The sequence below is a fragment of the Nocardioides sp. S-1144 genome (assembly GCF_005954645.2).
Lineage (GTDB): Bacteria > Actinomycetota > Actinomycetes > Propionibacteriales > Nocardioidaceae > Nocardioides > Nocardioides dongxiaopingii.
In genome coordinates this window covers 1,212,126-1,236,568 of sequence record NZ_CP040695.2, presented here as the reverse complement: position 1 = coordinate 1,236,568, position 24,443 = coordinate 1,212,126, and the positions used below count along the sequence as shown (strand labels likewise).

The 24,443-nt window shown below is 73.8% G+C and carries 25 protein-coding genes; 18 read left to right on the top strand and 7 right to left on the bottom strand.

Features of this window, described 5'->3' with window-relative positions:
* Positions 1-133: 133 nt before the first annotated feature.
* Positions 134-1,291 carry an acyl-CoA dehydrogenase family protein gene (locus tag FE634_RS05950; RefSeq protein WP_138875355.1) on the top strand — a complete coding sequence of 386 codons (1,158 nt, stop codon included), beginning with the start codon at positions 134-136 and terminating at the stop codon, positions 1,289-1,291.
* Here the strand turns inward: FE634_RS05950 and FE634_RS05945 are convergent, their stop codons facing one another.
* Positions 1,292-2,521 carry a PucR family transcriptional regulator gene (locus FE634_RS05945; RefSeq protein ID WP_137294111.1) on the bottom strand — a complete coding sequence of 410 codons (1,230 nt, stop codon included), beginning with the start codon at positions 2,519-2,521 and terminating at the stop codon, positions 1,292-1,294.
* A gap of 160 nt (positions 2,522-2,681) precedes the next feature.
* On the opposite strand from FE634_RS05945, the gene FE634_RS05940 reads away from it, so the two are divergent.
* The 5 genes from FE634_RS05940 to FE634_RS05920 are packed head-to-tail and all read left to right on the top strand — an operon-like array spanning position 2,682 to position 7,520.
* Positions 2,682-3,464, top strand: coding sequence for an ABC transporter ATP-binding protein (locus FE634_RS05940; RefSeq protein ID WP_262347599.1), 783 nt, complete (start codon positions 2,682-2,684; stop codon positions 3,462-3,464).
* Complete coding sequence (locus FE634_RS05935; protein ID WP_148240418.1) at positions 3,464-4,165, top strand: ABC transporter ATP-binding protein; 702 nt, start codon at positions 3,464-3,466, stop codon at positions 4,163-4,165. Before FE634_RS05940 ends, FE634_RS05935 begins: the two co-directional genes overlap by 1 nt.
* Before the next feature lie 12 nt (positions 4,166-4,177).
* Complete coding sequence (locus FE634_RS05930) at positions 4,178-5,056, top strand: branched-chain amino acid ABC transporter permease (protein WP_148240417.1); 879 nt, start codon at positions 4,178-4,180, stop codon at positions 5,054-5,056.
* On the top strand, positions 5,056-6,204 hold the full coding sequence (locus FE634_RS05925; protein ID WP_148240416.1) for a branched-chain amino acid ABC transporter permease: 1,149 nt from the start codon (positions 5,056-5,058) through the stop codon (positions 6,202-6,204). Before FE634_RS05930 ends, FE634_RS05925 begins: the two co-directional genes overlap by 1 nt.
* Positions 6,201-7,520 (top strand): ABC transporter substrate-binding protein, encoded by a 1,320-nt coding sequence (locus tag FE634_RS05920; protein ID WP_138875352.1) that lies wholly within the window; start codon positions 6,201-6,203, stop codon positions 7,518-7,520. Before FE634_RS05925 ends, FE634_RS05920 begins: the two co-directional genes overlap by 4 nt.
* 66 nt (positions 7,521-7,586) lie before the next feature.
* Here the strand turns inward: FE634_RS05920 and FE634_RS05915 are convergent, their stop codons facing one another.
* From FE634_RS05915 to truA, 3 genes are read right to left on the bottom strand one after another with little or no spacing between them, the layout of a single operon-like run.
* Positions 7,587-8,039 carry a Clp protease N-terminal domain-containing protein gene (locus tag FE634_RS05915; protein ID WP_137294117.1) on the bottom strand — a complete coding sequence of 151 codons (453 nt, stop codon included), beginning with the start codon at positions 8,037-8,039 and terminating at the stop codon, positions 7,587-7,589.
* Between the two features lie 40 nt (positions 8,040-8,079).
* Entirely contained in the window at positions 8,080-8,742 is a 663-nt protein-coding gene (locus FE634_RS05910; protein WP_262347598.1) for a class I SAM-dependent methyltransferase, read from the bottom strand.
* Positions 8,735-9,553: a tRNA pseudouridine(38-40) synthase TruA gene (truA, locus tag FE634_RS05905; protein ID WP_138875351.1), complete on the bottom strand. Its 819-nt coding sequence runs from the start codon at positions 9,551-9,553 to the stop codon at positions 8,735-8,737. The genes FE634_RS05910 and truA overlap by 8 nt, the downstream gene beginning before the upstream one ends.
* Before the next feature lie 199 nt (positions 9,554-9,752).
* Here truA and FE634_RS05900 point away from each other — a divergent pair, with 199 nt between their 5' ends.
* The 3 genes from FE634_RS05900 (at position 9,753) to FE634_RS05890 (ending at position 13,160) form a co-directional block, all read left to right on the top strand.
* Positions 9,753-11,417, top strand: a complete 1,665-nt coding sequence (locus tag FE634_RS05900) for an NAD(P)/FAD-dependent oxidoreductase (protein ID WP_137294120.1) — start codon at positions 9,753-9,755, stop codon at positions 11,415-11,417.
* Positions 11,418-11,505: 88 nt separating this feature from the next.
* A complete protein-coding gene (locus tag FE634_RS05895) occupies positions 11,506-12,294 on the top strand; it encodes an SDR family NAD(P)-dependent oxidoreductase (protein ID WP_138875350.1) in 789 nt (262 codons plus the stop codon).
* A 32-nt stretch (positions 12,295-12,326) separates the two neighbouring features.
* On the top strand, positions 12,327-13,160 hold the full coding sequence (locus FE634_RS05890; RefSeq protein WP_138875349.1) for a helix-turn-helix transcriptional regulator: 834 nt from the start codon (positions 12,327-12,329) through the stop codon (positions 13,158-13,160).
* Positions 13,161-13,184: 24 nt separating this feature from the next.
* On the opposite strand, the gene FE634_RS05885 is transcribed toward FE634_RS05890, so the two are convergent.
* Positions 13,185-14,057: a PfkB family carbohydrate kinase gene (locus FE634_RS05885; RefSeq protein ID WP_138875348.1), complete on the bottom strand. Its 873-nt coding sequence runs from the start codon at positions 14,055-14,057 to the stop codon at positions 13,185-13,187.
* Positions 14,058-14,121: 64 nt separating this feature from the next.
* On the opposite strand from FE634_RS05885, the gene FE634_RS05880 reads away from it, so the two are divergent.
* From FE634_RS05880 to FE634_RS05870, 3 genes are read left to right on the top strand one after another with little or no spacing between them, the layout of a single operon-like run.
* A complete protein-coding gene (locus tag FE634_RS05880; protein ID WP_246060719.1) occupies positions 14,122-14,496 on the top strand; it encodes a GntR family transcriptional regulator in 375 nt (124 codons plus the stop codon).
* 10 nt (positions 14,497-14,506) lie between these two features.
* Positions 14,507-15,763 (top strand): exodeoxyribonuclease VII large subunit, encoded by a 1,257-nt coding sequence (xseA, locus tag FE634_RS05875; protein ID WP_138875346.1) that lies wholly within the window; start codon positions 14,507-14,509, stop codon positions 15,761-15,763.
* A complete protein-coding gene (locus FE634_RS05870; protein ID WP_137294126.1) occupies positions 15,760-15,972 on the top strand; it encodes an exodeoxyribonuclease VII small subunit in 213 nt (70 codons plus the stop codon). Before xseA ends, FE634_RS05870 begins: the two co-directional genes overlap by 4 nt.
* Here FE634_RS05870 and FE634_RS05865 read toward each other — a convergent pair.
* Positions 15,944-16,546, bottom strand: a complete 603-nt coding sequence (locus FE634_RS05865; RefSeq protein ID WP_187366836.1) for a DUF4245 family protein — start codon at positions 16,544-16,546, stop codon at positions 15,944-15,946. The two genes, FE634_RS05870 and FE634_RS05865, sit on opposite strands and share 29 nt — an antisense overlap.
* 54 nt (positions 16,547-16,600) lie before the next feature.
* Here FE634_RS05865 and FE634_RS05860 point away from each other — a divergent pair, with 54 nt between their 5' ends.
* The gene (locus FE634_RS05860) at positions 16,601-17,824 is read left to right on the top strand and encodes an SLC13 family permease (protein ID WP_170981593.1); all 1,224 of its coding nucleotides are present in this window, start codon (positions 16,601-16,603) and stop codon (positions 17,822-17,824) included.
* A 35-nt stretch (positions 17,825-17,859) separates the two neighbouring features.
* Complete coding sequence (gene glpX, locus FE634_RS05855) at positions 17,860-18,894, top strand: class II fructose-bisphosphatase (protein WP_138875344.1); 1,035 nt, start codon at positions 17,860-17,862, stop codon at positions 18,892-18,894.
* 419 nt (positions 18,895-19,313) lie between these two features.
* Here the strand turns inward: glpX and FE634_RS05850 are convergent, their stop codons facing one another.
* Complete coding sequence (locus tag FE634_RS05850; RefSeq protein ID WP_187366835.1) at positions 19,314-20,144, bottom strand: alpha/beta fold hydrolase; 831 nt, start codon at positions 20,142-20,144, stop codon at positions 19,314-19,316.
* A 75-nt stretch (positions 20,145-20,219) separates the two neighbouring features.
* On the opposite strand from FE634_RS05850, the gene FE634_RS05845 reads away from it, so the two are divergent.
* The 4 genes from FE634_RS05845 (at position 20,220) to FE634_RS05830 (ending at position 24,440) form a co-directional block, all read left to right on the top strand.
* Positions 20,220-21,146 (top strand): alpha/beta fold hydrolase, encoded by a 927-nt coding sequence (locus tag FE634_RS05845; protein ID WP_138875342.1) that lies wholly within the window; start codon positions 20,220-20,222, stop codon positions 21,144-21,146.
* 272 nt (positions 21,147-21,418) lie between these two features.
* Positions 21,419-22,669: an extracellular solute-binding protein gene (locus FE634_RS05840; protein WP_170981595.1), complete on the top strand. Its 1,251-nt coding sequence runs from the start codon at positions 21,419-21,421 to the stop codon at positions 22,667-22,669.
* Complete coding sequence (locus FE634_RS05835) at positions 22,666-23,607, top strand: carbohydrate ABC transporter permease (RefSeq protein ID WP_246060721.1); 942 nt, start codon at positions 22,666-22,668, stop codon at positions 23,605-23,607. Before FE634_RS05840 ends, FE634_RS05835 begins: the two co-directional genes overlap by 4 nt.
* Positions 23,607-24,440 carry a carbohydrate ABC transporter permease gene (locus FE634_RS05830; protein WP_137294133.1) on the top strand — a complete coding sequence of 278 codons (834 nt, stop codon included), beginning with the start codon at positions 23,607-23,609 and terminating at the stop codon, positions 24,438-24,440. The genes FE634_RS05835 and FE634_RS05830 overlap by 1 nt, the downstream gene beginning before the upstream one ends.
* The last annotated feature ends 3 nt before the right edge of the window (positions 24,441-24,443 follow it).

The window sequence follows — 24,443 nt, the reverse complement described above, 5'->3', positions numbered from 1 at the left end:
CGGTGAAACTGGCGTCGGCATGACGAAACTCCCGCTTCTGTCGCGAAGTTTCATGCAGCAAGCGGGAGATTCACCGCCCCAGCGGTGAAACTCCCGCCCCGTCCGGCACACCCGACCCACCACAGGAGCCACGATGGACCTCTCGCTGAGCGACGAGCAGCAGGCCTTCCGCGACCTGGCCCGCGACTTCCTCGACCGGGAGGCGGTGCCGCACCGCACGCAGTGGGACCGCGACGAGGCCGTCGACCTGGCGATCGTGCCCAAGATGGCCGAGATCGGGTTCTTCGGGCTGACCATCCCCGAGGAGCACGGCGGGGTGGGCGGCGACTACGTCACCTACGCCCTCGCCATGGAGGAGCTCGGACGGGCCGACTCGGCGCTGCGCGGGATCGTCTCGGTGAGCAGCGGGCTGGTCGGCAAGTCGATCCTGTTCTTCGGCTCCGAGGAGCAGAAGCAGGAGTGGCTGCCGCAGCTCGCGTCGGCGACCAAGCTGGGCTGCTTCGGCCTCACCGAGCCCGGCACCGGGTCGGACGCCGGCAACCTCACCTCCCGCGCCGAGCGCGACGGCGACGACTACCTGATCACCGGCCAGAAGCTGTTCATCACCAACGGCACCTGGGCCGACGTCGCCCTGGTCTTCGCGCGCACCGGCGAGCCGGGCAGCGGTCCGCGCGGCGTCTCGGCCTTCCTCGTGCCCACCGACGCCCCGGGCTTCGAGGCGCGCGAGATCAAGGGCAAGCTCGGGCTGCGTGGCCAGGCCACGGCCGAGCTCTTCCTCGACCGGGTGCGGGTGCCGGCCTCGGCGCTGCTCGGCGAGGAGGGCCAGGGCTTCAAGATCGCGATGTCGAGCCTCGACAAGGGACGGCTCGCGGTCGCGGCCGGCTGCGTCGGGATCGTGCAGGGCTGCCTGGAGACCTCCGTCGGGTACGCGACGACCCGGACGCAGTTCGGGCGGCCGATCGCCGGCTTCCAGCTGGTGCAGGACATGATCGCCGACATCTCCCTCGACGCCGACGCCGCGCGCCTGCTGGTGTGGCGCTGCGCCGACCTCGTCGACCGGCACGAGCCGTTCGGCGTGGCGGCGTCCAAGGCGAAGCTGTTCGCCTCCGAGGCCGCCGTGCGTGCCGCCAACCTGGCCATCCAGATCCACGGCGGCGCCGGGTACGTCGATGAGTACCCCGCGGAGAAGTACCTCCGCGACGCGCGCGTGATGACCCTCTACGAGGGCACCAGCCAGGTCCAGAAGCTGCTCATCGGCCGGGACGAGACCGGCATCAGCGCGTTCGTCTGATCACTCGTCGTGGCCGTGCGCGGCCAGGGCGAGCCCGAGCAGCATCTTGTCGCGCGGGTCGCCCAGGGAGCGACCGGTGAGCGCCTCGACCTGCTTGAGCCGGTAGATGACGGTGTTGCGGTGGCAGAACAGGTCGGCCGCGGCGTGCGTGGGCGACCCGTCGTGGCGCAGCAGCGCGGCCAGGGTCAGCAGCAGCGAGTCGCGCTGGGCCTCGGGCTGCGCCAGCAGGGCGCCGAGGGTCTGGTCGACGAGCAGCTGGCCGACCTGCGGGCTGCCCACGAGGAGCACCTCCGGGAGCCGGTCGGTGACCGCCACCGCGCGGCGGTCGTGCCGGTCGAGGGTCTGCGCCGCGCGGGTCGCCAGCAGGTACGCCGTGGCGAAGCCCGCCAGCCCGTCGCCGGAGAGGGCCACGCCGATCCGGGCCGGGGCCCGCGGGCTGAGCAGCGCGACGAGCCCGGCCTCGTCGGGCAGGTCGCCGCAGACCAGGCCGAACGAGACGCCGTCGCGCACGTGCCAGTGGGTGCGCAGCCCGGCGCGGTCCAGGCGGTCCTCGACCGCGCCGAGCCGGTCGGTGTGGTCGAGGTCCGCGCCGTGGTCCTGCCCGCCGGGCAGCACGGTGACGCAGGCCAGGCCGTCGTCCGGGCCGACGTCGAGGGCGGTCCGCGCCTCCTCGACGTAGGCGGGGTCGGCGCCGCGACCCTCGAGCAGCGCGTCGAGGGCCGCGTGCTGGCGCTGGAGGTCCTGGCGGTGCAGCCGGCGGCTCTCGCGGCGGTAGGCGTCGATGAGCAGCGCGTTCTGGACGTCGAGGTTGCCCCAGACCGTCCGCGCCGCCGACAGCAGCATGCCCTCGTCGACCACCGCCCCCTCGGTGCGCGACTCGTGGGTGATCAGGGCCTCCCACAGCACCCGGGCACCGAGCGTGTAGGCGTTGAGCACGAGCTCGAGCGGGACGCCCTGGCGGGCCCGGCGCCGCCCCGTCTCGCGCCACAGGTCCTTCGCCGAGCCGCTCGCGCTCTGGCCGGAGAGGATCTCCAGACCACGGCGGATGTGCTGGCGGCAGCTGGCGCGGACGTCGGCACGCAGCTCGGGCCCGATCCGCTCGTACAGCTCGACGTCGCGCTCGAAGAGGGTCAGCGTGATGCTGTCGGCGATGGCGTCCGAGCCGTCGACGAGCCGGGACCAGGCGTGCGCCAGCCGGGCCGCGCGGGTGGGGTCGGTCTCGGAGACCATGCGGGCACCGTCGCACTCCGTGCACAACTCTGACCAGCCCCGGCCCCGATTCCGGACGCATCCACCAACGACCTCTGTGCTCGTCGCCCAATGCGGCGACTGGTCTCCGCGCACCAAGGTGGTGGGCGTCACACCGCCGAGAGCCACTGGAGAGCCGCTCGTGGATGCGTCGGACCCGACCTCGCCGGAGCTCGTGCTGCGCGGTGCCACCGTGCGGTTCGGCGGGCTGACGGCCCTGTCCGAGGTGGGCCTGGCAGTCGCGCCGCGCACGGTGCACGGCGTCATCGGGCCCAACGGCGCCGGCAAGACCACCCTGTTCAACGTGGTGTGCGGCTTCGTCGCGCTCGACGAGGGCACGCTCGAGCTGCGCGGCGGCGAGCGGCGGCGCCACCGGCCCCACCACCTGGCCGGGCTCGGCGTGGCCCGCACCCTCCAGGGTCTCGGCCTCTTCGACCGGCTCACCGTGCTCGACAACGTCGTCGTCGGTGCCGACCGGCACGCCCGGACCGGCTTCCTCGGGTCGCTGGCCGGCCTGCCCCGCTCCTCGCGCGAGGAGCGCCGGCTGCGCGGGAGGGCGCGCGACGCCCTGGCCGCCCTCGACGTCCTCGAGCACGCGGACCGCTACCCGCCGAGCCTGCCCTACCCCGTGCGCAAGCGGGTCGCCCTGGCGCGGGTGCTGGTCGCCGAGCCCGACCTGCTGCTGCTCGACGAGCCCGCCAGCGGGCTGTCGTCGGACGAGATGGGCGACCTCGGCGACCTGATCCGGGGACTCACCGACCGGATGGCGGTGATGCTCGTCGAGCACCACATGGACCTGGTGATGCGGGTGTGCGACGAGATCACGGTGCTCGACTTCGGGCGGGTGATCGCGCACGGCACACCCGACGTCGTCCGCAACGACCCGGCCGTGCTCGCCGCCTACCTCGGCGAGGTGGTGGACTGATGCTGGCCGTCTCGGGGCTCACCGCCGGCTACGGGCCGATCACCGCGCTGCACGATGTCACGCTCGGCGCGGAGGAGGGCCGGATCACCGCGGTCCTCGGCGCCAACGGCGCGGGGAAGACCACGCTGCTGCGCACCGTCTCGGGCCTGCACCGCGCCCGGGCCGGCACCGTCGGGCTGGCCGGCCGCGACATCACCCGCACCGCCGCCGAGCGGATGCCGGCGCTCGGCATGTCCCACGTGCCCGAGGGACGCGGCGTCATCGTCGAGCTCACCGTCGAGGAGAACCTGCGCCTCGGCGGGCTGGCGCGCGGGCGGGTCCGCCCCGAGGACCTGGAGCGGGTCTACGGCCTCTTCGGGCCGCTCGGCGAGCGCCGCGGCAAGCCGGCCGGCACGCTGTCGGGCGGCGAGCGGCAGATGCTCGTCATCGGCCGGGCGCTGATGGCGCGACCGGCCCTGCTGCTGCTCGACGAGCCGTCGCTCGGCCTGGCCCCGCGCATCGTGACGCAGATCTTCGGGCTGCTCCGCGACCTGGTGCGCGAGGAGGGGCTGACGGTGCTGCTGGTCGAGCAGAACGCCCGCAGCGCCCTCTCGGTCGCCGACCGCGGCGTCGTCCTCGACCTCGGCCGGGTGGTGGCCGACGACGTCGCCGACCGGCTGGCCGGCGACGAGAAGCTCCGACACGCCTATCTGGGATTCTGAGGAGGAGCACCGGTGCAACAGCTCGTCAACACCGCTCTCGGGGGGCTCACGCTCGGGATGGTCTACGCCGCGTTCGCGCTGGCGCTGGTGCTGATCTGGCGCTCGACGCGGGTGGTGAACTTCGCCCAGGCGCCGATGGCGATGGTGACCACGCTCCTCGCGCTGGAGCTGATCGAGGGCGGGGCCTCGTTCTGGCTGGCCTTCGCCGTCGCCCTGGTCAGCGGCCTGGTGCTCGGCGCCGTCATCGAGCGCGTCGTCGTGCGGCCCGTCGAGGGCAAGAGCGAGATCAACGCGGTGATCCTCACCCTGGGGCTGTTCATCGTGCTGCACGCCGCCGCCGCACTGCTCTTCGGCAACGGCGTCCGCTCGTTCCCGGCGCCGTTCGGCGTGCGGGGCACCGAGATCGGGGGCACGACCTACGCGATCACCGGGTTCGGGATGTTCACGATCGTGGCGGTGCTGGTCACGATGAGCCTGCTGGTGCTGCTGTTCCGGTTCACCGACCTCGGCCTGCGGATGCGGGCGGCCGCGCACGAGCCCGAGGTGGCGCGGCTGCTCGGCGTCCGGGTCGGCGGGATGCTCACCCTGGGCTGGGCGCTGGCCTCGGTGGTCGGCTCGCTCTCGGGGATCCTCATCGCCGGCGGCGACCTGGTGAACCCCAACTACATGGACTCCGTGGTCGTCTTCGGCTTCGTCGCGGCGGTGCTCGGCGGTCTCGACAGCCCGCTCGGCGCCGTCGTCGGGGGGCTGCTGCTCGGCGTGGCCCTCAGCTTCGTCAGCGGGTACGTCGGGTCGCAGCTGGTCGCGCTGACGGCGCTGATGATCCTCATCGCGGTCCTCACCCTGCGCCCCGGCGGGCTCTTCTCGACGACCCCGGCCAGGAGGGTCTGATGCGGGCCCTCCTGGCGCGGGTGCGCGAGCAGACGCTGGTGCGGCACCTCCTCGTGGCGGCCGTCGCCGTGGTCGTCGTGGTGGCGGTGCTGACCGCTGTCAGCGACTACCGCAGCACCCAGCTCACCCAGATGGCCTACCTCGCGACCGCGGCGGGCGGGCTGACCGTCCTCACCGGGCTCAACGGCCAGATCTCGCTCGGGCACGGCGCCCTGATGGCCTTCGGCGCCTACACGACGGCGCTGCTGCTCCCCGACCAGGACGCCGGCACGCCGCTGCCGCTGGTGATCCTGGCCGCCACCGCGCTGACCGTCGTGGTCGGCGTCGTGGTCGGCGTCGCCGCGGCCCGGCTGCACGGTCCGTACCTCGCCGGCGCCACCCTGGCCCTGGCGATCGCGGTGCCCGGCATCGCGCTGCACTTCGACGGCCGGCTCGGCGGCGACCAGGGGCTCCGCGTGAGCGTGCCGGAGATCCCGCGCTGGGCCACCGACACCGCCTACTACCTCACCGGCAGCGACCCCACCCGGAGCAAGTACGTCTCGTTCGTGGCGTGGATGGTGCTCATCGTCGTCTTCGTGCTGCTCGCCAACCTGGCCCGCAGCCGGGTCGGACGGCGCTGGGCCGCCGTCCGCGACGACGAGGTGGCCGCCGAGCTCGCGGGGATCGACCTCGGCCGGGCCCGGATCAGCGCGTTCACCGTGAGCGCGGCCACCGCGGGCGCCGCCGGGGCGCTGCTCGCCCTGTGGAACCGCGGCGTCAGCCCCGGCGCCTTCTCGCTCACCCTGAGCCTGACGCTGCTCGCGATCGTCGTCCTCGGCGGCCTCGGCAGCCTCACCGGCGCCCTGGTGGGGGCCGCGCTGCTGACCTTCCTGCCCAAGGTCGTCACCGACGCCGGCAGCGACCTCGGCCTCAGCGACATCCGGGCCGCCGAGCTGTCGCCCCTCGTCTACGGCCTGGTCATGGTGCTGGTGATCCTGCTGGCGCCCCGCGGCCTGGTCGGCTCCCTCCTCGGCCTGGCGCACCGGCTGCGCCGCCGCTCCTCCCCCGGCCCGCGCCCGTCGTCCGCCGCCCCGTCGTCCGCCGCCCCGTCGTCCGCCGCCCCGTCGTCCGCCACCCCCACCCGCACCACCGATGAAGGAGCACCATGAAGAGACACACCTGGGTCCCAGCCGTCGGCACCCTCTGCGCCGCGCTCGTCCTCGCCGGGTGCGGGGCGGGCGGACGCGAGGAGGGTGACGAGCCCGGCGAGGAGGTCGACACCGTCGGGGTCACCGACACCTCCGTCAAGATCGGCGCCCACTTCCCCCTGACCGGGGTCGCGGCGCCCGGCTACTCCGAGATCCCCACCGGCGCGCAGGCCTACTTCGACTACGTCAACGCCGCGGGCGGCATCAACGGCCGCACCATCGAGTACGTCGTCAAGGACGACGGCTACGACCCCTCCAAGACCGGCGCGGTCACCAACGAGCTGGTGCTCGACGAGGAGATCTTCGCGATGGTCGGCGGTCTGGGCACGCCCACCCACCGCACCGTCGTGGACTTCCTCAACGAGGAGGAGGTACCCGACCTCTTCGTCTCCTCCGGCTCGCTGCAGTGGGGTGACGACGTCGAGGCCAAGCCCTACACCTTCGGCTGGCAGACCGACTACGAGAGCGAGGGAAAGATCATCGGCCAGTACGTCGCCGAGAACCTGCCCGACGCCAAGGTCGGCCTCTTCCTCCAGGACGACGACTTCGGGACCGACGGCGAGAAGGGCCTGCGCCAGTTCCTCGACGACCAGATCGTCTCGGTGCAGCGCTACACCTCCGGCAACACCGAGGTGGCGCCCCAGGTGACGGCGCTCCAGGCCGACGGGGCCGACGTGGTGATCGGGTTCAACACCCCGTCCTACACGGCGCTCACCCAGCTGACGGCGCTCGGCCTGGGCTACCAGCCGCAGTGGGTCTACAGCAACGTCGGCTCCGACCCGACCCTCGTGGGCGGGCTGCTGGCCCAGTTCTCCGAGGGCGCGGTCGAGGGCGGCACCGACGCGCTCGACGGCGTGATGACCACCGAGTACATCGCCGGGGTCGACGCCGCCGACGACCCGTGGGTACAGCTGTGGCAGAAGGTCTGGGACGAGCACGGCGCCGACGGCGAGCTCACCAACTACCGGATCTACGGCATGTCCCAGGCCTACGCGTTCGTCCAGGCGCTGGCCGCCGCGGGCGAGGACCTGACGCGCGACGGCCTGGTGGAGGCCGTCGAGGGTCTGGGCGACGCCGAGGGCCCGCAGCTCGCGCCGTTCCGCTACAGCGCCGACAGCCACCTCGGCATCTCCGGCATGCGGGTGGTCGCGCTCCGCGGCGGGGTCGGCGAGCCGAAGACCCCCGTGCTCGTGACCGACATCGGCGACGCCGCCATCGAGGAGGACCCCTCCGCGCAGGCCGAGGACGCCCCGCCCGAGAGCGGCGTGCCGGAGTAGCCCGGCCCGGACCGCCCTGGTCCTGGGTGCCTGCTGGTGGGCGGGACTGTTCGTGGGCGGGCCTGCTCAGGGGGCGCGGCGTCCGAACCGGTCGACGACCGGCCGGACGTCGCGCAACCGCAGGCCGTGCGCACGGAACGTGCCGGCGACGAGCCGGTCGCGGCTGGCCAGGAGCCCGAGCAGCAGGTGCCCGCTGGTCACCGGCCTGCCCCCGGTCCGCCGCATCGCCAGCGACCGCACCAGGACGTCGCGGGTGGCCTCGGTGACCCGGCGCCCGCCCCAGTCGGGCTCGCCGTCGAAGGGCGGGTTGACGACGGCGAGCACGGTGGCGACGTCGATCCCGCGCGCCTGCACCTCCTCGACGTCGATCGTGTCCGACGCCGCCAGCCACAGCCCGTCGAGGGTGAGCAGCAGGTCGTCGGCCGCGACCCCGACCACGGCGAGGACCTCGCGCGCCGCCCGGTCGGCTAGCACCGCGCGCAGCAGGTGGTGCGGGTGCACGTCCCTGCGGTCGGTCACGCCGACACGGTACGACGCGCCGGCGCCGACGACGAGCCGGTCAGTCGCCGGCCCGTCGCGACTCCAGGACCCGGAAGCCCTTCGCGCTGGCCAGCCGCGTGGTGGGGAAGCCCTGCTCGCCGAGCCATCGCTGCAGCGAGTCGGCGCCGAGGTTCTTGCCGACCACCAGCACCGCCCGGCCGCCGGGGGCCAGCCGGGGCAGCCAGGTCAGCAGCAGCGCGTGCAGCGCCTCCTTGCCGATCCGGATCGGCGGGTTCGACCAGATCTCGTCGTAGGTCGCGCCCGGCCCGGCCGCCTCGACGGCGTCCGGCGTGGCCGCGGTGACCCGGTCGGCCAGGCCGAGCGCCGCGGCGTTCTCGCGGGTCAGGAGCAGGGCCCGCTCGTTGACGTCGACGGCGGTCACGACGGCGCCGGGCACGCACACGGCGAGCGCGAGCCCGATGACGCCGTACCCGCAGCCGAGGTCGAGCACCCGGCTGCCCGGCGCCAGCACCGGCGGCTGGGTCTCGCGGAACAGAATCGCGGTCCCGACGTCGAGGCGCCCGCGGGCGAAGACCCCCGAGCCCGACGCGAGCTCGAGGCGTCTCCCCCACACCTCGGCGACCACGGCCGCCCGCTTGAACGGCACCGCGGGGTCGGCGGTGAAGTAGTGCTCGCCCCCGTCGGTCTGCCCGTCGGTCTGCTCGTCGATCTCCTCAGCCACGCTTCGCCCTCGTCTGCTCGGACCGGGCGACGAGGTCGTCGTCGGCCGGGTAGGCCACTTCCTCCAGGGTGAGCCCGTGCGCGTGGACGACGGCCGCCGCCCCCTCGCGCCTGGTCGCGGCCAGGACCTCACCCACCCACGCCACCGGGCGCCGTCCCTCGCCGACGGCCAGCAGGCAGCCGACGAGCGCGCGCACCATGCTGTGGCAGAAGGCGTCGGCCCGCACGGTCGCGACCGCGAGACCGGCGTCGTCGCGCACCCACGCCAGGTCGAGCAGGGTGCGGATCGTCGTGGCGCCCTCGCGCTGCTTGCAGAACGAGGCGAAGTCGTGCTGGCCGACCAGCAGCGCGCAGGCCGCGTTCATCGCGTCGAGGTCGAGGGCGCGCGGCCACGCGAGGACGTGGCGACGGGTCAGCGGGTCGAGCAGGTCGGTGGCGTCGGCGACGCGGTAGGCGTAGCGCCGCCACAGCGCCCCGAACCGGGCGTCGAACCCCGGGGCGGCCTCCCGCGCGCGACGGACCCGGACGTCGGGGGGCAGGACGCCGTTGAGCCGGCGGGCGAGCCGGTCCAGCTCGGGAGCCGGCAGCGGCTCGACGCCGGGCGGCAGGTCGGTGTGCACCACCTGGCCGCGGGCGTGGACGCCGGCGTCGGTGCGACCGGCGCACACGACGGCGAGCCGTTCGTCGCCGGGTACCCGCAGCACGGTGGTCAGCGCGGCGGTCAGCTCGCCCTGGACGGTCCGCAGCCCGGGCTGGGCCGCCCAGCCACGGAAGTCGGTCCCGTCGTAGGCGAGATCGATCCGCAGGCGCACCCGGTGATTGTCGCAGGCCACGCCGTTGTGACCGGACGCTGATCCCACGCTGAGGCGTCCGCGGTCCTCTCACCTCCCGCACCACCCACCCGGCCGGCACCCCGCGGCGGCCACCGGGGCCGCCGCGGGTCCACCTCCGCGTGGAGCACCGACCGGCTGAGCACCCCGCTCCTCGCGGCCCACGCGTCATACTTCTCCCGTGTCCGACCCCGTGATCCTGATCGTCTCGGCCCAGCACGCCGACTTCCTGCTCGACGAGTTCGGGCGCTACGCCCGCGACTACGACCTCCGCACCGCCGGGTCCAGCGCGGGCGCGCTGGCCGAGATCCACGCCGTCCGGGAGGCGGGCGGCTCGGTCGCCCTGATCGTCCAGGACGGCGACCTGCCCGACGCCCACCCCCTCGCCGCGTTCGGCGAGTGGCGCGCGAAGGTGCCGACCGCCCGTCGCGTGGTCGCGGCGCCGTACGAGCGGTTCCTGGTGCAGGCCGCCGAGCTCCGCCCCGGCCTCGCCAAGGGCAAGTACGACGCCTACCTGCTGATGCCGCGCGGCGTGCGCGACGAGGAGTTCCACGGCGCGATCACCGAGCTGCTCTCCGACTGGGGCTCCACGGTGGCCGCCCCGGAGGTCGAGACGGTGCGCATCGTGGCTCCGCCGGGGCTGCCCCTGACCGCCTCGATCCGCGAGTACACCGAGCGGATGGGCATGCCGACCCGGGTGTTCGCGCCCGACACCGACGAGGGCCGCGAGACCATCGCCGAGCACGAGGCGGCCGGCCTGACGACGTCGTTCCCGCTGCTGCGGGTGATGACGCGCGGCACCCACACCCCCGCCACCGTGCGCGACGTCGCGCTGCACCTGTTCGCGACGCCGGAGACCACCACGGTCGACGAGGTGGTCGACCTGGCCATCGTCGGTGCCGGCCCCGCCGGGCTCGCCGCGGCCGTGTACGGCGCCAGCGAGGGCCTCACCACGGTGGTGCTGGAGGCCGAGGCCGTCGGCGGCCAGGCCGGCACCTCCTCGATGATCCGCAACTACCTCGGCTTCCCGCGCGGCGTCTCCGGGATGCGGCTGTCCCAGCGGGCCCGCAACCAGGCCATCCGGTTCGGCGCCCGGTTCCTCACCGGCTGGGAGGTCACCGCGCTCGAGCCGGCCCCCGAGCACGGCGGCACCCACCTGCTGCACACCGACGGCGGCCTCGTGCAGGCCCGCTCGGTGGTGGTCGCCACCGGCGTCGCGTACCGCAAGCTCGGCGTACCCGGTGTCGAGGACCTCGTCGGGCTCGGCGTCCACTACGGCTCGGCGATGACGGCGGCCCGCGAGACTGAGGGCTACGACGTCGTCGTGGTCGGCGGCGGCAACTCGGCCGGCCAGGCGGCGATCCACCTCGCCAAGTTCGCGCGGACGGTGACGATCATGGTGCGCCGGGCCTCGCTCGAGGAGACCATGTCGTCCTACCTCGTCGGCGAGATCGCCTACAACCCCCGGATCACCGTGCAGACCTGCGTCGAGGTCGCCGACGGCGGCGGCGAGGGCCGGCTCGAGTGGCTCGACGTCCGCGACGTCGGGACCGGCCGGGTCACCCGCCGCGACGCCCAGGCGCTGTTCCTGCTGCTGGGCGCCGCGCCGCACTGCGACTGGCTCCCGGATGACCTGGCCCGCGACGACCACGGCTTCGTGCTCACCGGGCGCGACGTGCCGCGCGAGGGCTGGGCCGACGACCGGCCGCCGGCCAACCTGGCCACCACCGTGCCGGGCGTCTTCGCGGTCGGCGACATCCGGGCCGGGTCGATGAAGCGGGTCGCCTCGGCCTCCGGCGAGGGCGCGAGCGTGGTCCCGCTGGTGCACACCTGGCTGGCCCCCTGACGCCCCGGCGTCACCGGTAGCCGGGGACCGCCGATCCCCGGTTGAGCACGACCTTCACCGGACGCCGGCCGGGCGGCAGGCTCGGGACATGACCACACAGAACCCCCACCAGACCCCCTCCAGCCGGATCGCGCTCGTGACCGGCGGCAACCGCGGCCTCGGCCGCAGCGCGGTGCTCGCCCTCGCGGCGAGCGGCACCGACGTCGTGCTGACCTACCGCGCGGGCCGGGAGCAGGCCGCCGACGTCGTCGCCGAGGTCGCCGCGCTCGGGCGGCGCGCCGTCGCGCTGCCGCTCGACACCACCCAGCCCGACACCTTCGCCGCCCTCGCCGCGACCCTGCGCGAGACGCTGGGCACCACGTGGGGGCGCGAGGGGTTCGACGTCCTGGTCAACAACGCCGGCTTCGCCCGCTCGACGCCGCTCGGCGGCACCGACGCGGCCACGATCGCCGAGCTCGTCGCGGTGCACCTCACCGGTGTCGTCCTGCTCACCCAGGAGCTCGTGCCGATGCTCGTCGACGGCGGCCGGGTCATCAACACCTCCACCGGCCTGGCGCGCTTCACCGGCGACTTCGGCTACTCGGTCTACGCCTCGGTGAAGGGCGCGGTCGAGGTCTACACCCGCTACCTGGCCAAGGAGCTCGGCCCCCGCCGGATCGCGGTCAACACCATCGCGCCCGGCGCCACGGGCACCGACTTCGGCGGCGGCTCCCTGCGCGACGACGAGGCCGTCCGCGACCACCTCGGCGCGCTCACCGCGATGGGCCACGTCGGTGACCCGGACGACGTCGGCGCCGCCGTCGCCGCCCTGGCCGGACCCGGCATGGGCTGGGTGACCGGGCAGCGCGTCGAGGCCTCCGGCGGGATGAACCTCTGACGGGGACCGCCCACCAGGAGAGGATGGGTGGCATGGACCGGGCCCAGCTCGCCGACTTCCTCCGCACCCGCCGCGAGGCGCTGCAGCCGGAGGACGTCGGCCTCCCCCGCGGCTCGCGCCGCCGCACCGGTGGGCTGCGCCGCGAGGAGGTCGCCGTCCTCGCCGACATGTCGGCCGACTACTACGGCCGGATCGAGCAGCAGCGCGGGCCGAAGCCGTCGGAGCAGATGCTCGCCTCGCTCGCGCGCGGACTGCGCCTGTCGACGGCCGAGCGCGACCACCTGTTCCGGCTCGGGGGCTACGTCGCCCCGGGCCGGCTCCGCCGCGGTGACCACGTCGAGGCGGGGCTGATGCGGATCCTCGACCGGCTCGTCGACGTCCCCGCGATGGTGGTCGGCAGCACCGGCGAGACGCTCGTGCAGACGCCGCCGTGCGTGGCGCTCCTGGGCGACGAGACGGCGTACGAGGGCCTCGCGCGCTGCGTCGCGCACCGCTGGTGGACGTTGCCGGAGGCCCGGCTCCGCTACCCCGCGGAGGACCAGGACGGCGTCGGACGCGCCTTCACCGCCGAGCTGCGCGCCGCCGTCACCCGCGACGGCGCGGGCTCCCTGGCCGCCGAGGTCGTCGCCGACCTGGAGGCCCGCAGCCCGGAGTTCCGCGCCGTGTGGGCCGAGCACGAGGTCGCCCGGCCGCACTCCAAGCACAAGCGGATCGTGCACCCCGACGTCGGCGTGGTCGAGGTCTTCTGCCAGACCCTCTACGACGTCGACCAGGACCAGGGGCTGCTGCTCTTCACCGCCACGCCGGGCACCGAGAGCTCGGAGCGGCTGAAGCTGCTCGGGGTGATCGGCGCGCAGTCGCTGTGAGCGGACCCGGCCGACGCGGTGGGCTCAGCCGAGCTCGGCGCGGGTCGGCGGGTCCGCACCGGGGCGCGAGACGGTGACGGCGGCGGCCCGCGCCGCGTGGGCGAGGGTGGCCGCCGGGTCGAGCCCGTCCCAGAGCGCGTCGACGATGCCGGCGGAGAAGGTGTCGCCGGCGCCGATGGTGTCGACGACCGTGACCGGCGTCGCGGCGACCGACAGCGGCTCGCCGTCGCCGAACCAGGTCGCCCCGCCCTCGCCCCGGGTCACCACCACGGCGCGGGGGCCGAGCGAGCGCAGGTGGCCGGCCGCCTCGGCGAGGCCGAACGTCGGGTAGAGCACGGCGAGGTCCTCGTCGCTGGCCTTGACGACGTCGGCCCGGCGGGCGACGGCCTCGACCCGGCCGACGACCTCGGGGCCGGTGCCGGTGATCGCCGGGCGCGCGTTGACGTCGTAGGTGACCGTCGGCCGGTCGGCGCCGCCGGCCGCGACCAGCCGGTCGAGCAGCGCGAGGACGTCGTCGGCCCCGGGCTCGAGGACGGCGCCGATCGAGCAGACGTGCACGAACCGCGGCGTCTCCTCGCCCACCGGCCCGAAGCGCCAGTCGAGGTCGAAGACGTAGCTGGCCGAGCCGTCGGCCCCGATCGTGGCGGCCGCGCTCGACGTGCGCCCGAGCACGTGCGGGTCGGTGGCCAGCTCGACGCCCGAGCCCGCGAGGTGCGCCGCGACCGACCGGCCGCGCTCGTCGTCGGCGTACGACGTCACGAAGCGCGCGCGGCGCCCCAGCCGGGCGAGGGCGACCGCGACGTTGGCCGCGCTCCCGCCGGGCCGCTCGACCGTCGTCCCGCCCGCGTCGGTGACGACGTCGACCAGGGACTCCCCGACCACCAGCACGTAGGTCATGCCCCACTTCCTACCAGCCCGTCGAGCCGGTGCGGTTGTCCGTGGTCGTGCGTACGGTGACTCCGTGAGCATCCAGCCCCCCGACCCGCAGTCCTCCTCGCCCATCTACGAGCAGCTGCGCGCCCAGGTGGCCGGGCGCGCCGCCTCCGGCGACCTGCCCGCGGGCACCCGGCTGCCCACGGTGCGGGGGCTGGCCGAGGAGCTCGGCGTCGGCGTCCGCACGGTGCAGCGGGTCTACACCGAGCTGGAGGCCGACGGCGTGGTGGTCACCGAGGGCCGGCGGGGCACCTTCGTCGCCGCTCCCGCGGCCCCGGCCGACGCCGCCGACGCCGCCGACGAGTTCGCCGCCACCGCCCGCCGGCTCGGCCTCACCCTGGCCGAGGCGGTGCGCCTGCTGGAGGCCCGGTGGGCCGGCGACGGTGTCGGGAGGCACCAGTAGCCTCCCCGGCATGGCCCTGGACACCTCACCCGAGCAGCCGGCACCCGTCCGGCAGGTCGCGAACGCGATCTCGGGCTGGATCGACCGGCTCGGCGCGGTGTGGGTCGAGGGCCAGATCGCGCAGCTGAGCCGGCGGCCCGGCCTGCAGACGGTCTTCCTCACCCTGCGCGACTCCGTCGCCGACATCTCGGTCCCGGTCACCTGCTCCCGCACGCTGCTCGACTCGATGAACCCCCCGCTCGTGGAGGGCGCCAGCGTGCTCGTGCACGCCAAGCCGTCCTACTACGCCAACCGGGGCACCCTCTCGCTGCACGCCCGCGAGATCCGGATGGTCGGGCTCGGCGAGCTGCTCGCCCAGATTGAGCGGCGCCGCCAGCTGCTGGCCGCGGAGGGGCTCTTCGACCCGGCGCTCAAGCGCACCCTGCCGTTCCTGCCCGGCAAGGTCGGGCTGGTCACGGCGCCGCGCTCGGCCGCCGAGCGCGACGTCCTCGACCTCGCCCGGCGACGCTGGCCGGCGGTCGGGTTCGCCGTCGCGCACGCGACCATGCAGGGGCCGCGGGCCGCCGGCGAGGTGATGGAGGCGCTGGCCCGGCTCGACCGCGACGAGACCGTCGACGTCGTCGTCATCGCCCGCGGCGGTGGCTCGGTCGAGGACCTGCTCCCCTTCTCCGACGAGGGACTCCTGCGGGCGGTGGCCAAGGCCCGCACCCCGGTCGTCTCGGCGATCGGCCACGAGCAGGACAACCCCCTGCTCGACCTGGTCGCCGACGTCCGCGCCGCCACCCCCACCGACGCCGCCAAGCTCGTCGTCCCCGACGTCGCGGCGGAGGCCCACGCCGTCGCCTCGGCCCGCGAGCGGCTGCGCTCGCTGGTGCTCGGCGCCGTGGCCCGCGAGCAGGCCGGCCTCGACGCGCTGCGCTCCCGGCCGGCCCTCGCCGACCCCCGCACGCTCGTCGACCGGCGCACCGAGGAGCTCGCCACCTTCCGCGAGCGGGCCCGCCGCACCCTGCGGCACGCGCTCGACCGGGCCTCCGACGACATCGGCCACCAGCGGGCCCGGGCCCGCGCGCTGTCGCCGCTGGCCACCCTCGAGCGCGGCTACGCCGTCCTCCAGGACGCCGACGGGCACGTGATCACCTCGGTCGCCGGCCTGGCCGGCGGCGACGCCGTCAGCGTCCGGGTCGTCGACGGCCGCGTCCACGCCGACGTCACCTCCACCACCACCGCAGCAGCCGCCGCAGCACCGAGCGAGGAGCCCGCCCCATGAGCGCCACCGACCAGACCCCCAGCTACGAGGAGGCGCGCGAGGAGCTCGTCGACGTCGTCCGCCGGCTCGAGACCGGGGGCACGACGCTCGAGGAGTCGCTGGCGCTGTGGGAGCGCGGCGAGGCGCTGGCCACCGTGTGCCAGGACTGGCTCGACGGAGCGCGTCAGCGCCTCGAGGCGGTCATGACGAAGGAGCAGCCTGGGGGGTGACCCCCGGCAGGGTGGCGTCGGTCAGCCGCCCGACCAGGTCGGCGAGCTCGTCGGCCGACACGGCCCCGAACACCAGCACGGTGCGGTCCTCGCCGTAGGTCGCGGTGAAGGCCCGGTCGCCGCCGTCGTCCTCCCAGCCGGCCCAGTCGGTGGCCAGGCCCGGCCCCCCGGCGTCGGTCAGCGGGTCGGTCTCGGCGGGGTCCTCGTCGACGTACTCCTCGAGGAGGTCCTCGGCCGACTCCTGCTCGACCTTGACGCCGACGTACTTGTCGTCGTCGGTGAGCAGGTCGAAGCCGATCGCGGGCAGGGCCCCAGGGCGCTCGATGTCGGCTACGTCGACGGAGGTGACGCTCCACCCGCTCGGCAGGGTGGCGGGGTAGACCACCCCGATGTCGCTGCGCTGCAGCTGCTCGACGTTCTCGAGGTAGTCGACGGCCGGCCGGTCGGTGTTGTCGACGTCGCTGCTGAGCAGGCCGCGCGCCACCACCAGGACCAGGACGATGATGACCGCCACGACCATCGCCCCGACGAGCCCGCCGAAGGAACGCTCGTAGCGACCGCCCCGCTCACTCATCGACGTCCACCACGCGACCATCGTCCCAGGCGTGGGGCGGACTAGATTGCCGGGGTGCCACTGGTCGACCTGCCCGCCGTGGCCGCGCTCCTCGCCCTGCTCGTCGTCGCCTACCGCCACCCCCGGCGCAGCGTCGAGGCGCTGGTCTCGCTGGCGGCGATCGCGACCGTCCTGGTCTGCGGGCTGATCACCCTCGAGGAGACCCGCGACACCGTCCTGGACCTGCTGCCCGTCGTGCTGTTCCTGGTGGCGATCCTGGTGACCGCGCACGTGTGCGACCGGGCCGGCCTGTTCGCGGCGTCCGCGCGCCTGTTGCGGCACGGCGGCCCGACCCGGCTGCTCACCGTCGCGTTCCTGGTCGCCGCCGCGGTGACGGCCGTGCTCAGCCTCGACGCGACCGTCGTGCTGCTGACGCCGGTGGTCGTCGCCGCCGCGCGGGCCGACGGCGTCCTGCCCCGGCCGGGTGCCTACGCCTGCCTGCGGATGGCGAACTCGGCCTCGCTGCTGCTGCCGGTCTCCAACCTCACCAACCTGCTCGCGCTGCCGTCGCTCGACCTCACCTTCGCCGGCTTCGCGGCCCGGATGGCGCCGGTCCTGGTCGTCGTCCTCGTGGTCGAGTACGTCGGCCTGCGGCTGCTGTTCCGCCGCGACCTGGCCGCCCCGGCGACCGGGGGCGAGACGCCCGACGTCGCGTTCCCGGTCGTGCCGGCGCTCGTCGTGGCGGCCATGCTCGTCGGCTTCGCCGCGACCTCGCCGTACGGCGTCGACCCGGCCTGGGTCGCCGGTGCGGCCGCGGCGGTGCTGGTGGCCTGGGGCGCCGCGCGGGGCCTGCTCGCCGCCGGGGACGTCGCCCGGTCGGCGCACCCCGAGTTCGCCCTGCTGGTGCTCGCGCTGGGCGTCGTGGTCGCGGCGATCGCGGAGGGCTTCCTGGGTGAGGCGGTGGCGGACGTCGTCCCGGACACGACGTCGTTCGTCGGCCTGCTCGTCGTCGCGCTCCTGGCCACCGCCCTGGCCAACGTGCTGACCAACCTGTCGGCGACGCTGCTGCTGGTGCCGCTGGTCGCCCCGCTCGGGGACCTCGCGGTGCTGGCCGCGCTGATCGGGCTCAACGTCGGCTCGGGGCTGACGCTGTCGGGCTCGCTGGCCAACCTGCTGTGGCGCCGCACCCTGCACGCCTCCGGGGAGCACGCCCCGCTGGCGGAGTTCCACCGCGTGGCGCTGCTGCTGACGCCGGTGTCGCTCCTGGCCGCGGTGACCACCCTCCACCTCCTCGCCTGACCGTCGCGACCCCGGCGGACCGATACGATCCGGCCATGAGTCCCGCCTCCGCGCCCCGGCCCTTCGAGGTCCACCCGTCGCAGCCCGACCGCAACCTCGCGCTCGAGCTGGTGCGCGTCACCGAGGCGGCCGCGATGGCCGCCGGCCGCTGGGTGGGGCGCGGCGACAAGGACGGCGCCGACGAGGTCGCGGTGAACGCGATGCGGGTGATGATCTCGACGATCGGGATGCGCGGCACCGTCGTCATCGGCGAGGGCGAGAAGGACAACGCCCCCATGCTCTACAACGGCGAGGAGGTCGGCGACGGCACCGGGCCGGAGTGCGACGTCGCCGTCGACCCGATCGACGGCACCACCCTCACCGCCAAGGGCATGACGAACGCCGTCGCCGTGCTCGCGGTGTCGCCGCGCGGCTCCATGTACGACCCGTCGGCGGTGTTCTACATGGAGAAGCTGGTCACCGGCCCCGAGGCCGCCGACGTCGTCGACCTGCGCTACCCCGTCGCGGAGAACATCCGCCAGGTCGCCCGGGCGAAGGGCAAGCGGCCCTCCGACGTCACCGTCGTGCTGCTCGACCGGCCCCGCCACAGCCAGCTCGTCGACGACATCCGCGCCACCGGCGCGATGATCAAGTTCATCTCCGACGGCGATGTCGCCGGCGCGATCATGGCGGCACGTCCCGAGACCGGCATCGACCTGCTGCTCGGCATCGGCGGCACCCCCGAGGGGATCATCGCGGCCTGCGCGCTCAAGTGCATGGACGGCGTCATCCAGGGCCGGTTGTGGCCCAAGGACGACGAGGAGCGCCAGCGCGCCCTCGACGCCGGCCACGACCTGAGCCCCGACACGATCCTCACGACCGACGAGCTGGTCTCGGGCGACGACTGCTTCTTCGTCGCCACCGGCATCACCGACGGCGAGCTGCTCAAGGGCGTGCGCTACACCTCCGGCGGCGTCAGCACCCACTCCCTGGTCATGCGCTCGCGCAGCGGCACCATCCGCTCGATCCACTCCGACCACGCCCTCGAGAAGCTCCGGCACTTCTCGGCCATCGACTTCGGCGGCCAGTAACCCACGTCGGTCCCGAGCTCGAGCCGACCCTCCGCCGGAACGGGCCCGGACCCCGGGGTCCGTGCGGTCCGTCCCCGTGCACCTACCCAAACCGCGCGATCGCTCGGTTTGGTCCGGTCGGCCCTCCAATTCCCGACCCAAACCGCGCGATCGCGCGGATCGGTGCGGTCGACCCCCCAGAACCCGACCCAAACCGCGCGATCGCGCGGATCGGTGCGGTCGACCCCCCAGATCCCGACCCAAACCGCGCGATCGCGCGGATCGGTGCGGTCGACCCCCCAGAACCCGACCCAAACCGCGCAATCGCGCGGATCGGTGCGGTCGACCCCCCAGAACCCGACCCAAACCGCGCAATCGCGCGGATCGGTGCGGTCGACCCCCCAGAACCCGACCCAAACCACGCGATCGCGCGGATTAGCTCAGGCGATCTGCAGCCCGCGGACGCCGACCCCGTCGGCGCCACGGCGCAGGGCCGCGCTGACGTGGTCGATGACGGCGGGGTCGAAGGCCATGCCGAGGTGGGAGGAGCCGACCTCGACGGCGACGGCGGTCGGGTCGATGCAGGCGCGCCAGTCGACGACGCCGTCGCGGCGGGAGTAGACCGCGGTGAAGGTGACGTCGGGCGAGAGCGGGGCGCGGCACTCGTCGAAGCTCTGGCGGGCGCAGACGCCGGCGACGCACTCCTCCGCCATCAGGCCCGGCACGCCGGCCCGGCTGAGCCGCACCAGCGTCTCCACGCCCCACGACAGCGCCACGTGGTGGGCGGCGGGCGCGAGCATCGGGCTGCCCAGGGTGACGATGCCGGAGACCAGGTCGGGGCGGCGGACAGCGATGCCGCGGGCGATCATCCCGCCGAGGCTGTGCCCCACGACCTGCACCCGCGTGCCACGCCGCAGCGCGATCGCCTCGAGGCGGGACTCGAGCTGAGCGGCGGCGTTGAGCGTGCAGCCGACGTTGGCCCGGATCTGCGAGCGGTAGGTGCGGTAGCCGCGCTCGCGCAGGGTGCGCGCCATCAGCCGCAGCGAGCCGTCACCGGCGGTGAAGCCGGGCACCAGGATGACCGGCTCGACCGCGCGCGCGGCCGAGCGGCCGGTGTAGGGCCGCGACCGGCGCTCGCGGCGCTCCTGCCGGGCCCGGACGACGTACCGGCCGGCCTCGACGACCACGGTGCGCTCCTGCAGCACCGCCGCCAGCGACGGCCGGGCGTAGCCGTCGGGCAGCAGGAAGGAGGCGAGCGGGCTGTCGGTCACGCGGCGCATGTTACGGGGAGGTTTCGCCTCCTGGAGGGGATCACCGCACCAACGCTCGTTTGGTTTGATGGGGGGATGACCTCCAGCGCGACGCCCGTGACCGTCTCCGAGGAGCTCTTCGCCCCCGTCTCACCCGACATCGAGCTCTGCTACCAGACCTACGGCGACCCCGCCGACGAGCCGCTGGTGCTCGTGATGGGTCTGGGCGGACCGATGACCTGGTGGGACCCCGAGCTCTGCGAGATGCTCGCGCGCGCCGGCTTCCACGTCGTCCGCTTCGACAACCGCGACGCCGGCCGGTCGAGCCGCGGCAAGGGCCGCGTCACCCGGACCATGCTGGTCCGCGCCTTCGCCGGGCTGCCGGTGCGGGCGCCGTACACCCTCGACGACATGGCCGGCGACGTCTTCGGCCTGCTCGACCACCTCGGCCTGGAGTCGGCGCACGTCGCCGGCGTGTCGATGGGCGGGATGATCGCCCAGGCGATGGCGATCGCCCACCCCGCGCGGGTGCGCTCGATGACGAGCATCATGTCGACCACCGGACGCCGCACGGTCGGCTGGCAGCACCCGGTGCTGTTCAGGAACCTGCTGGCGCGCGGCAGCGGCCGCGCCGCCTACATCCAGTCGAACGTCGCGACGTGGAAGCTCATCGGCTCCCCCGGCTACCCCACCACCCGGGAGGCCACCGAGAAGCGGGCGGCCGAGACCTACGACCGCGGCGTCACCCTGGCCGGGATGACCCGCCAGATGGCCGCCATCGTCACCCAGCCCGACCGGACGCCGGGCCTGCGCGCGCTGCCCGTGCCGACGGCCGTCGTCCACGGGCTGGCCGACCGGATGGTGCACGTGTCCGGGGGGCGGGCCACCGCGGCCGCCGTCCCGGGTGCCGAGCTGCTGCTCGTCGACGGGATGGGCCACGACATGCCGCCGGCCCTCTTCGAGACCTTCGCGCAGACGATCCGCCGCAACGCCGACCGCGCCGGGACCGACCGCAGCGCCTGAGGCCCGCCCGCCGACGGCGCGGGTCGGTGGACTAGCGTCCCCAGCGCCAGCAGGCTCGATCACGGTCAACCGCGGGCCTGAGCCCCGCGCGAGGCCGGTTCGCCGCGAAGTGGACACCACCCCGGCACGGACTAGACACGTCCCGGCAATCCGGACAAGGTGTGGGGCAGACCACAACGGGAGGGTGTCCAGACATGCAGAAGGTCGGAGAGGGCGCGAGACGGCGCCGCCGCAGTCGGCTCAGGAGAGCCGCGGCCGCAGGGTCGGTGACGGTGTTGACCGCGACCCTGCTGAGCGCGTGCGGCAGCAGCGGGAAGCCCACGCTCAACTGGTACGTGAACCCGGACGGCGTCGAGGTGCTGACCCAGTACGCCGCCGAGTGCAGCACCGACGAGTACGACATCGAGGTCCAGCTGCTGCCGTCCGGCGCCACCGACCAGCGCACCCAGCTGGCCCGGCGCCTGGCCGCCGAGGACTCCTCGACGGACCTGATGAGCCTCGACCCGGTCTTCGTGCCGGAGTTCGCGAACGCGGGCTGGCTGCTGGAGTTCGAGGGCGAGGCCGGCGACGCGGTGACCGAGGGCATCCTCGACGGCCCGCTCGACACCGTGATGTGGGAGGACAAGGTCTACGCGGCTCCGCAGTGGGCCAACACCCAGGTCCTCTGGTACCGCAAGTCGCTCGCCGAGGCCGCCGGCCTCGACATGAGCCAGCCGGTCACCTTCGACCAGGTCATCGACGCCGCCGCCGACAACGGCGGCACCGTCGGCGTCCAGGCCAACCGCTACGAGGCCTACGTCGTGTGGATCAACGCGATGATCCTCGGCGCCGGCGGCGACATCGTCTCCGACACAGAGTCCGGCAAGGACGCCCAGGTCGACATCGACTCCGACGCCGGCAAGGCCGCGGCCGCGGTGATCCAGAAGCTCGCCGACTCCAGCGCCGCCCAGAGCGACCTGACGGTGTCGAACGAGGGCACCAGCCTCGGCCAGATGTTCCCCGCCGAGGGCCCGGGCGAGTTCATGCTCAACTGGACCTTCGCCTACAAGAACTACGAGGGTCTCATCGAGACCGGCGACATCACCCAGGACCAGTTCGACGACCTCGGCTTCGCCCGCTACCCGCAGACCGTCGAGGGCGAGCCGTCGGCCCCGCCGGTCGGCGGCATCGACATCGGCGTCGGCGCGTTCACCGAGTACCCCGAGTTCGCCCTGGAGGCCGCCCAGTGCGTCGCCTCCGACGAGGCGCAGGTCGCCCTGGCCCGTGACGCCGGCCTGATGCCGGCCCGCGGCGCCAACTACGACTCCGCCGAGCTGCAGGAGGCCTACCCGCCGGAGCTGCTCGAGCTCTGGCAGACCAGCCTCGACGAGGGTGGGGCCCGGCCCAAGAGCGCCTACTACGCGCTGATCTCGCAGGCCGTGCAGAGCCGCTGGCACTCCCCGACGGCGGTCGACCCCGACTCGACCCCGGCCGAGTCCGCGAAGTTCCTGCAGGACGTCCTCGACGGAAAGGCGCTCCTGTGACGACCCAGACCGACACCCCCGTGAAGGACCGCCGCGCCGCCAAGCCGGTCGAGAGCGACCGGTCGCGCGCCGAGGCCCGCCTCGGCCAGAAGCTGGTCGCCCCGGCGATCGTGCTGATGCTGGTGGTGACCGCGTTCCCGATGCTCCGGGCGCTGTACCTGTCGCTGTTCAACTACTCCCTGACCGCGCCCGACGACCGCGAGTTCATCTGGTTCGGCAACTACGCGGTCGCGCTGACCGACCCGCTGCTGTGGAAGACCACCGGCATCACCGTGCTGTACATGGTGGTCACCGTGGCCTTCGAGCTGGTCATCGGCTTCGCCTTCGCGATGGTGATGCACCGGGTGATCTTCGCCCGCGGCGTCATCCGGACCTCGATCCTGGTGCCCTACGGCATCATCACCGTGGTCTCCGGCTTCGCGTGGCAGTTCGCGTTCAGCTACCAGAACGGCTTCGTGAACAGCTGGATCCCCGGTCTCGCCGCGGACTTCAACTGGTTCGGCGAGACGACGCCCGCGGTGGTCGCGATCATGGTCTCCGAGATCTGGAAGACCACCCCGTTCATGTCGCTGCTCCTCCTCGCCGGTCTGGCGCAGGTCTCCGAGGACATGATCGAGGCCGCCAAGGTCGACGGTGCCACGTGGACGCAGCGCCTGACGCGCGTCATCCTCCCGAACATGCGGGCCGCGATCATGGTCGCGGTGCTCTTCCGCGCCCTCGACGCCTACCGCATCTTCGACAACATCTTCGTGATGACGGCGGGGGCGCAGAACACCGAGTCGATCAGCTTCCTGACCTACCGGCAGACGATCGAGCAGTTCCAGATCGGCATCGGCTCGGCCCTCTCGGTCCTGCTGTTCCTGTCGGTGCTGGTGATCGCGTTCCTCATCGTCAAGATCTTCCGCGTCGACCTCGCCGACGCACGGCAGGAGAAGTGATGAAGCAGAAGATCGGAATGGTCGTCGGGGTCGCGCTGATCCTGGCCTGGTGCCTGCTGCCCGTGGCGTGGATCATCTCGCTGTCGTTCAAGTCGCAGACCGCGATCACCAACGGCAGCCCGGGATTCTTCCCCGCCGACGGCGCGGGTGCCGGCTGGCAGAACTACCAGGACGTCTGGGACAACGAGCAGTTCCGCCGGGCGATCCTCAACTCGATCGGCATCAGCCTGATCGCCACGACGCTGTCGGTCATCATCGCGACGCTGGCCGCCTACGCCATCGCGCGCCTGGAGTTCCGGGGCAAGAAGCTGGTCCTCACGATGGCGCTGGTCATCGCGATGTTCCCGGTCGTCTCGCTGGTGGGCCCGCTGTTCGACATGTGGCGCGCGATCGGGCTGTACGACACCTGGCCCGGCCTGATCATCCCCTACATGTCCTTCACGCTGCCGCTGGCGATCTGGACCCTGTCGGCCTTCTTCCGCGAGATCCCGTGGGAGATGGAGCAGGCGGCCCAGGTCGACGGCGCCACGTCGTGGCAGGCGTTCCGGCGGGTGATCGTGCCGCTGGCGGCACCCGGTGTCTTCACCGCGGCGATCCTGACGTTCTTCTTCGCGTGGAACGACTTCGTCTTCGGGATCTCGCTCACCTCGACCGAGGCGGCGCGGCCGATCCCGGCGTCGCTCTCGTTCTTCGTCGGTGCCGACCCGTTCAACCGGCCGGCCTCGCTGCTCGCGGCGGGCGCCGTCATCTCGACGATCCCGATCATCGTCATCATCCTGATTTTCCAGCGCAAGATCGTCGCCGGCCTGACCTCCGGCGCAGTGAAGGGTTGAGCC

Excerpts from the sequence above, each read along its gene's own strand:
- FE634_RS05950 (WP_138875355.1), top strand. The coding sequence starts at position 134 with ATGGACCTCTCGCTGAGCGACGAGCAGCAGGCCTTCCGCGACCTGGCC.
- FE634_RS05945 (WP_137294111.1), bottom strand. The coding sequence starts at position 2,521 with ATGGTCTCCGAGACCGACCCCACCCGCGCGGCCCGGCTGGCGCACGCC.
- FE634_RS05935 (WP_148240418.1), top strand. The coding sequence starts at position 3,464 with ATGCTGGCCGTCTCGGGGCTCACCGCCGGCTACGGGCCGATCACCGCG.
- FE634_RS05925 (WP_148240416.1), top strand. The coding sequence starts at position 5,056 with ATGCGGGCCCTCCTGGCGCGGGTGCGCGAGCAGACGCTGGTGCGGCAC.
- FE634_RS05920 (WP_138875352.1), top strand. The coding sequence starts at position 6,201 with ATGAAGAGACACACCTGGGTCCCAGCCGTCGGCACCCTCTGCGCCGCG.
- FE634_RS05895 (WP_138875350.1), top strand. The coding sequence starts at position 11,506 with ATGACCACACAGAACCCCCACCAGACCCCCTCCAGCCGGATCGCGCTC.
- FE634_RS05890 (WP_138875349.1), top strand. The coding sequence starts at position 12,327 with ATGGACCGGGCCCAGCTCGCCGACTTCCTCCGCACCCGCCGCGAGGCG.
- FE634_RS05885 (WP_138875348.1), bottom strand. The coding sequence starts at position 14,057 with ATGACCTACGTGCTGGTGGTCGGGGAGTCCCTGGTCGACGTCGTCACC.
- xseA (WP_138875346.1), top strand. The coding sequence starts at position 14,507 with ATGGCCCTGGACACCTCACCCGAGCAGCCGGCACCCGTCCGGCAGGTC.
- FE634_RS05870 (WP_137294126.1), top strand. The coding sequence starts at position 15,760 with ATGAGCGCCACCGACCAGACCCCCAGCTACGAGGAGGCGCGCGAGGAG.
- FE634_RS05865 (WP_187366836.1), bottom strand. The coding sequence starts at position 16,546 with ATGAGTGAGCGGGGCGGTCGCTACGAGCGTTCCTTCGGCGGGCTCGTC.
- glpX (WP_138875344.1), top strand. The coding sequence starts at position 17,860 with ATGAGTCCCGCCTCCGCGCCCCGGCCCTTCGAGGTCCACCCGTCGCAG.
- FE634_RS05845 (WP_138875342.1), top strand. The coding sequence starts at position 20,220 with ATGACCTCCAGCGCGACGCCCGTGACCGTCTCCGAGGAGCTCTTCGCC.
- FE634_RS05830 (WP_137294133.1), top strand. The coding sequence starts at position 23,607 with ATGAAGCAGAAGATCGGAATGGTCGTCGGGGTCGCGCTGATCCTGGCC.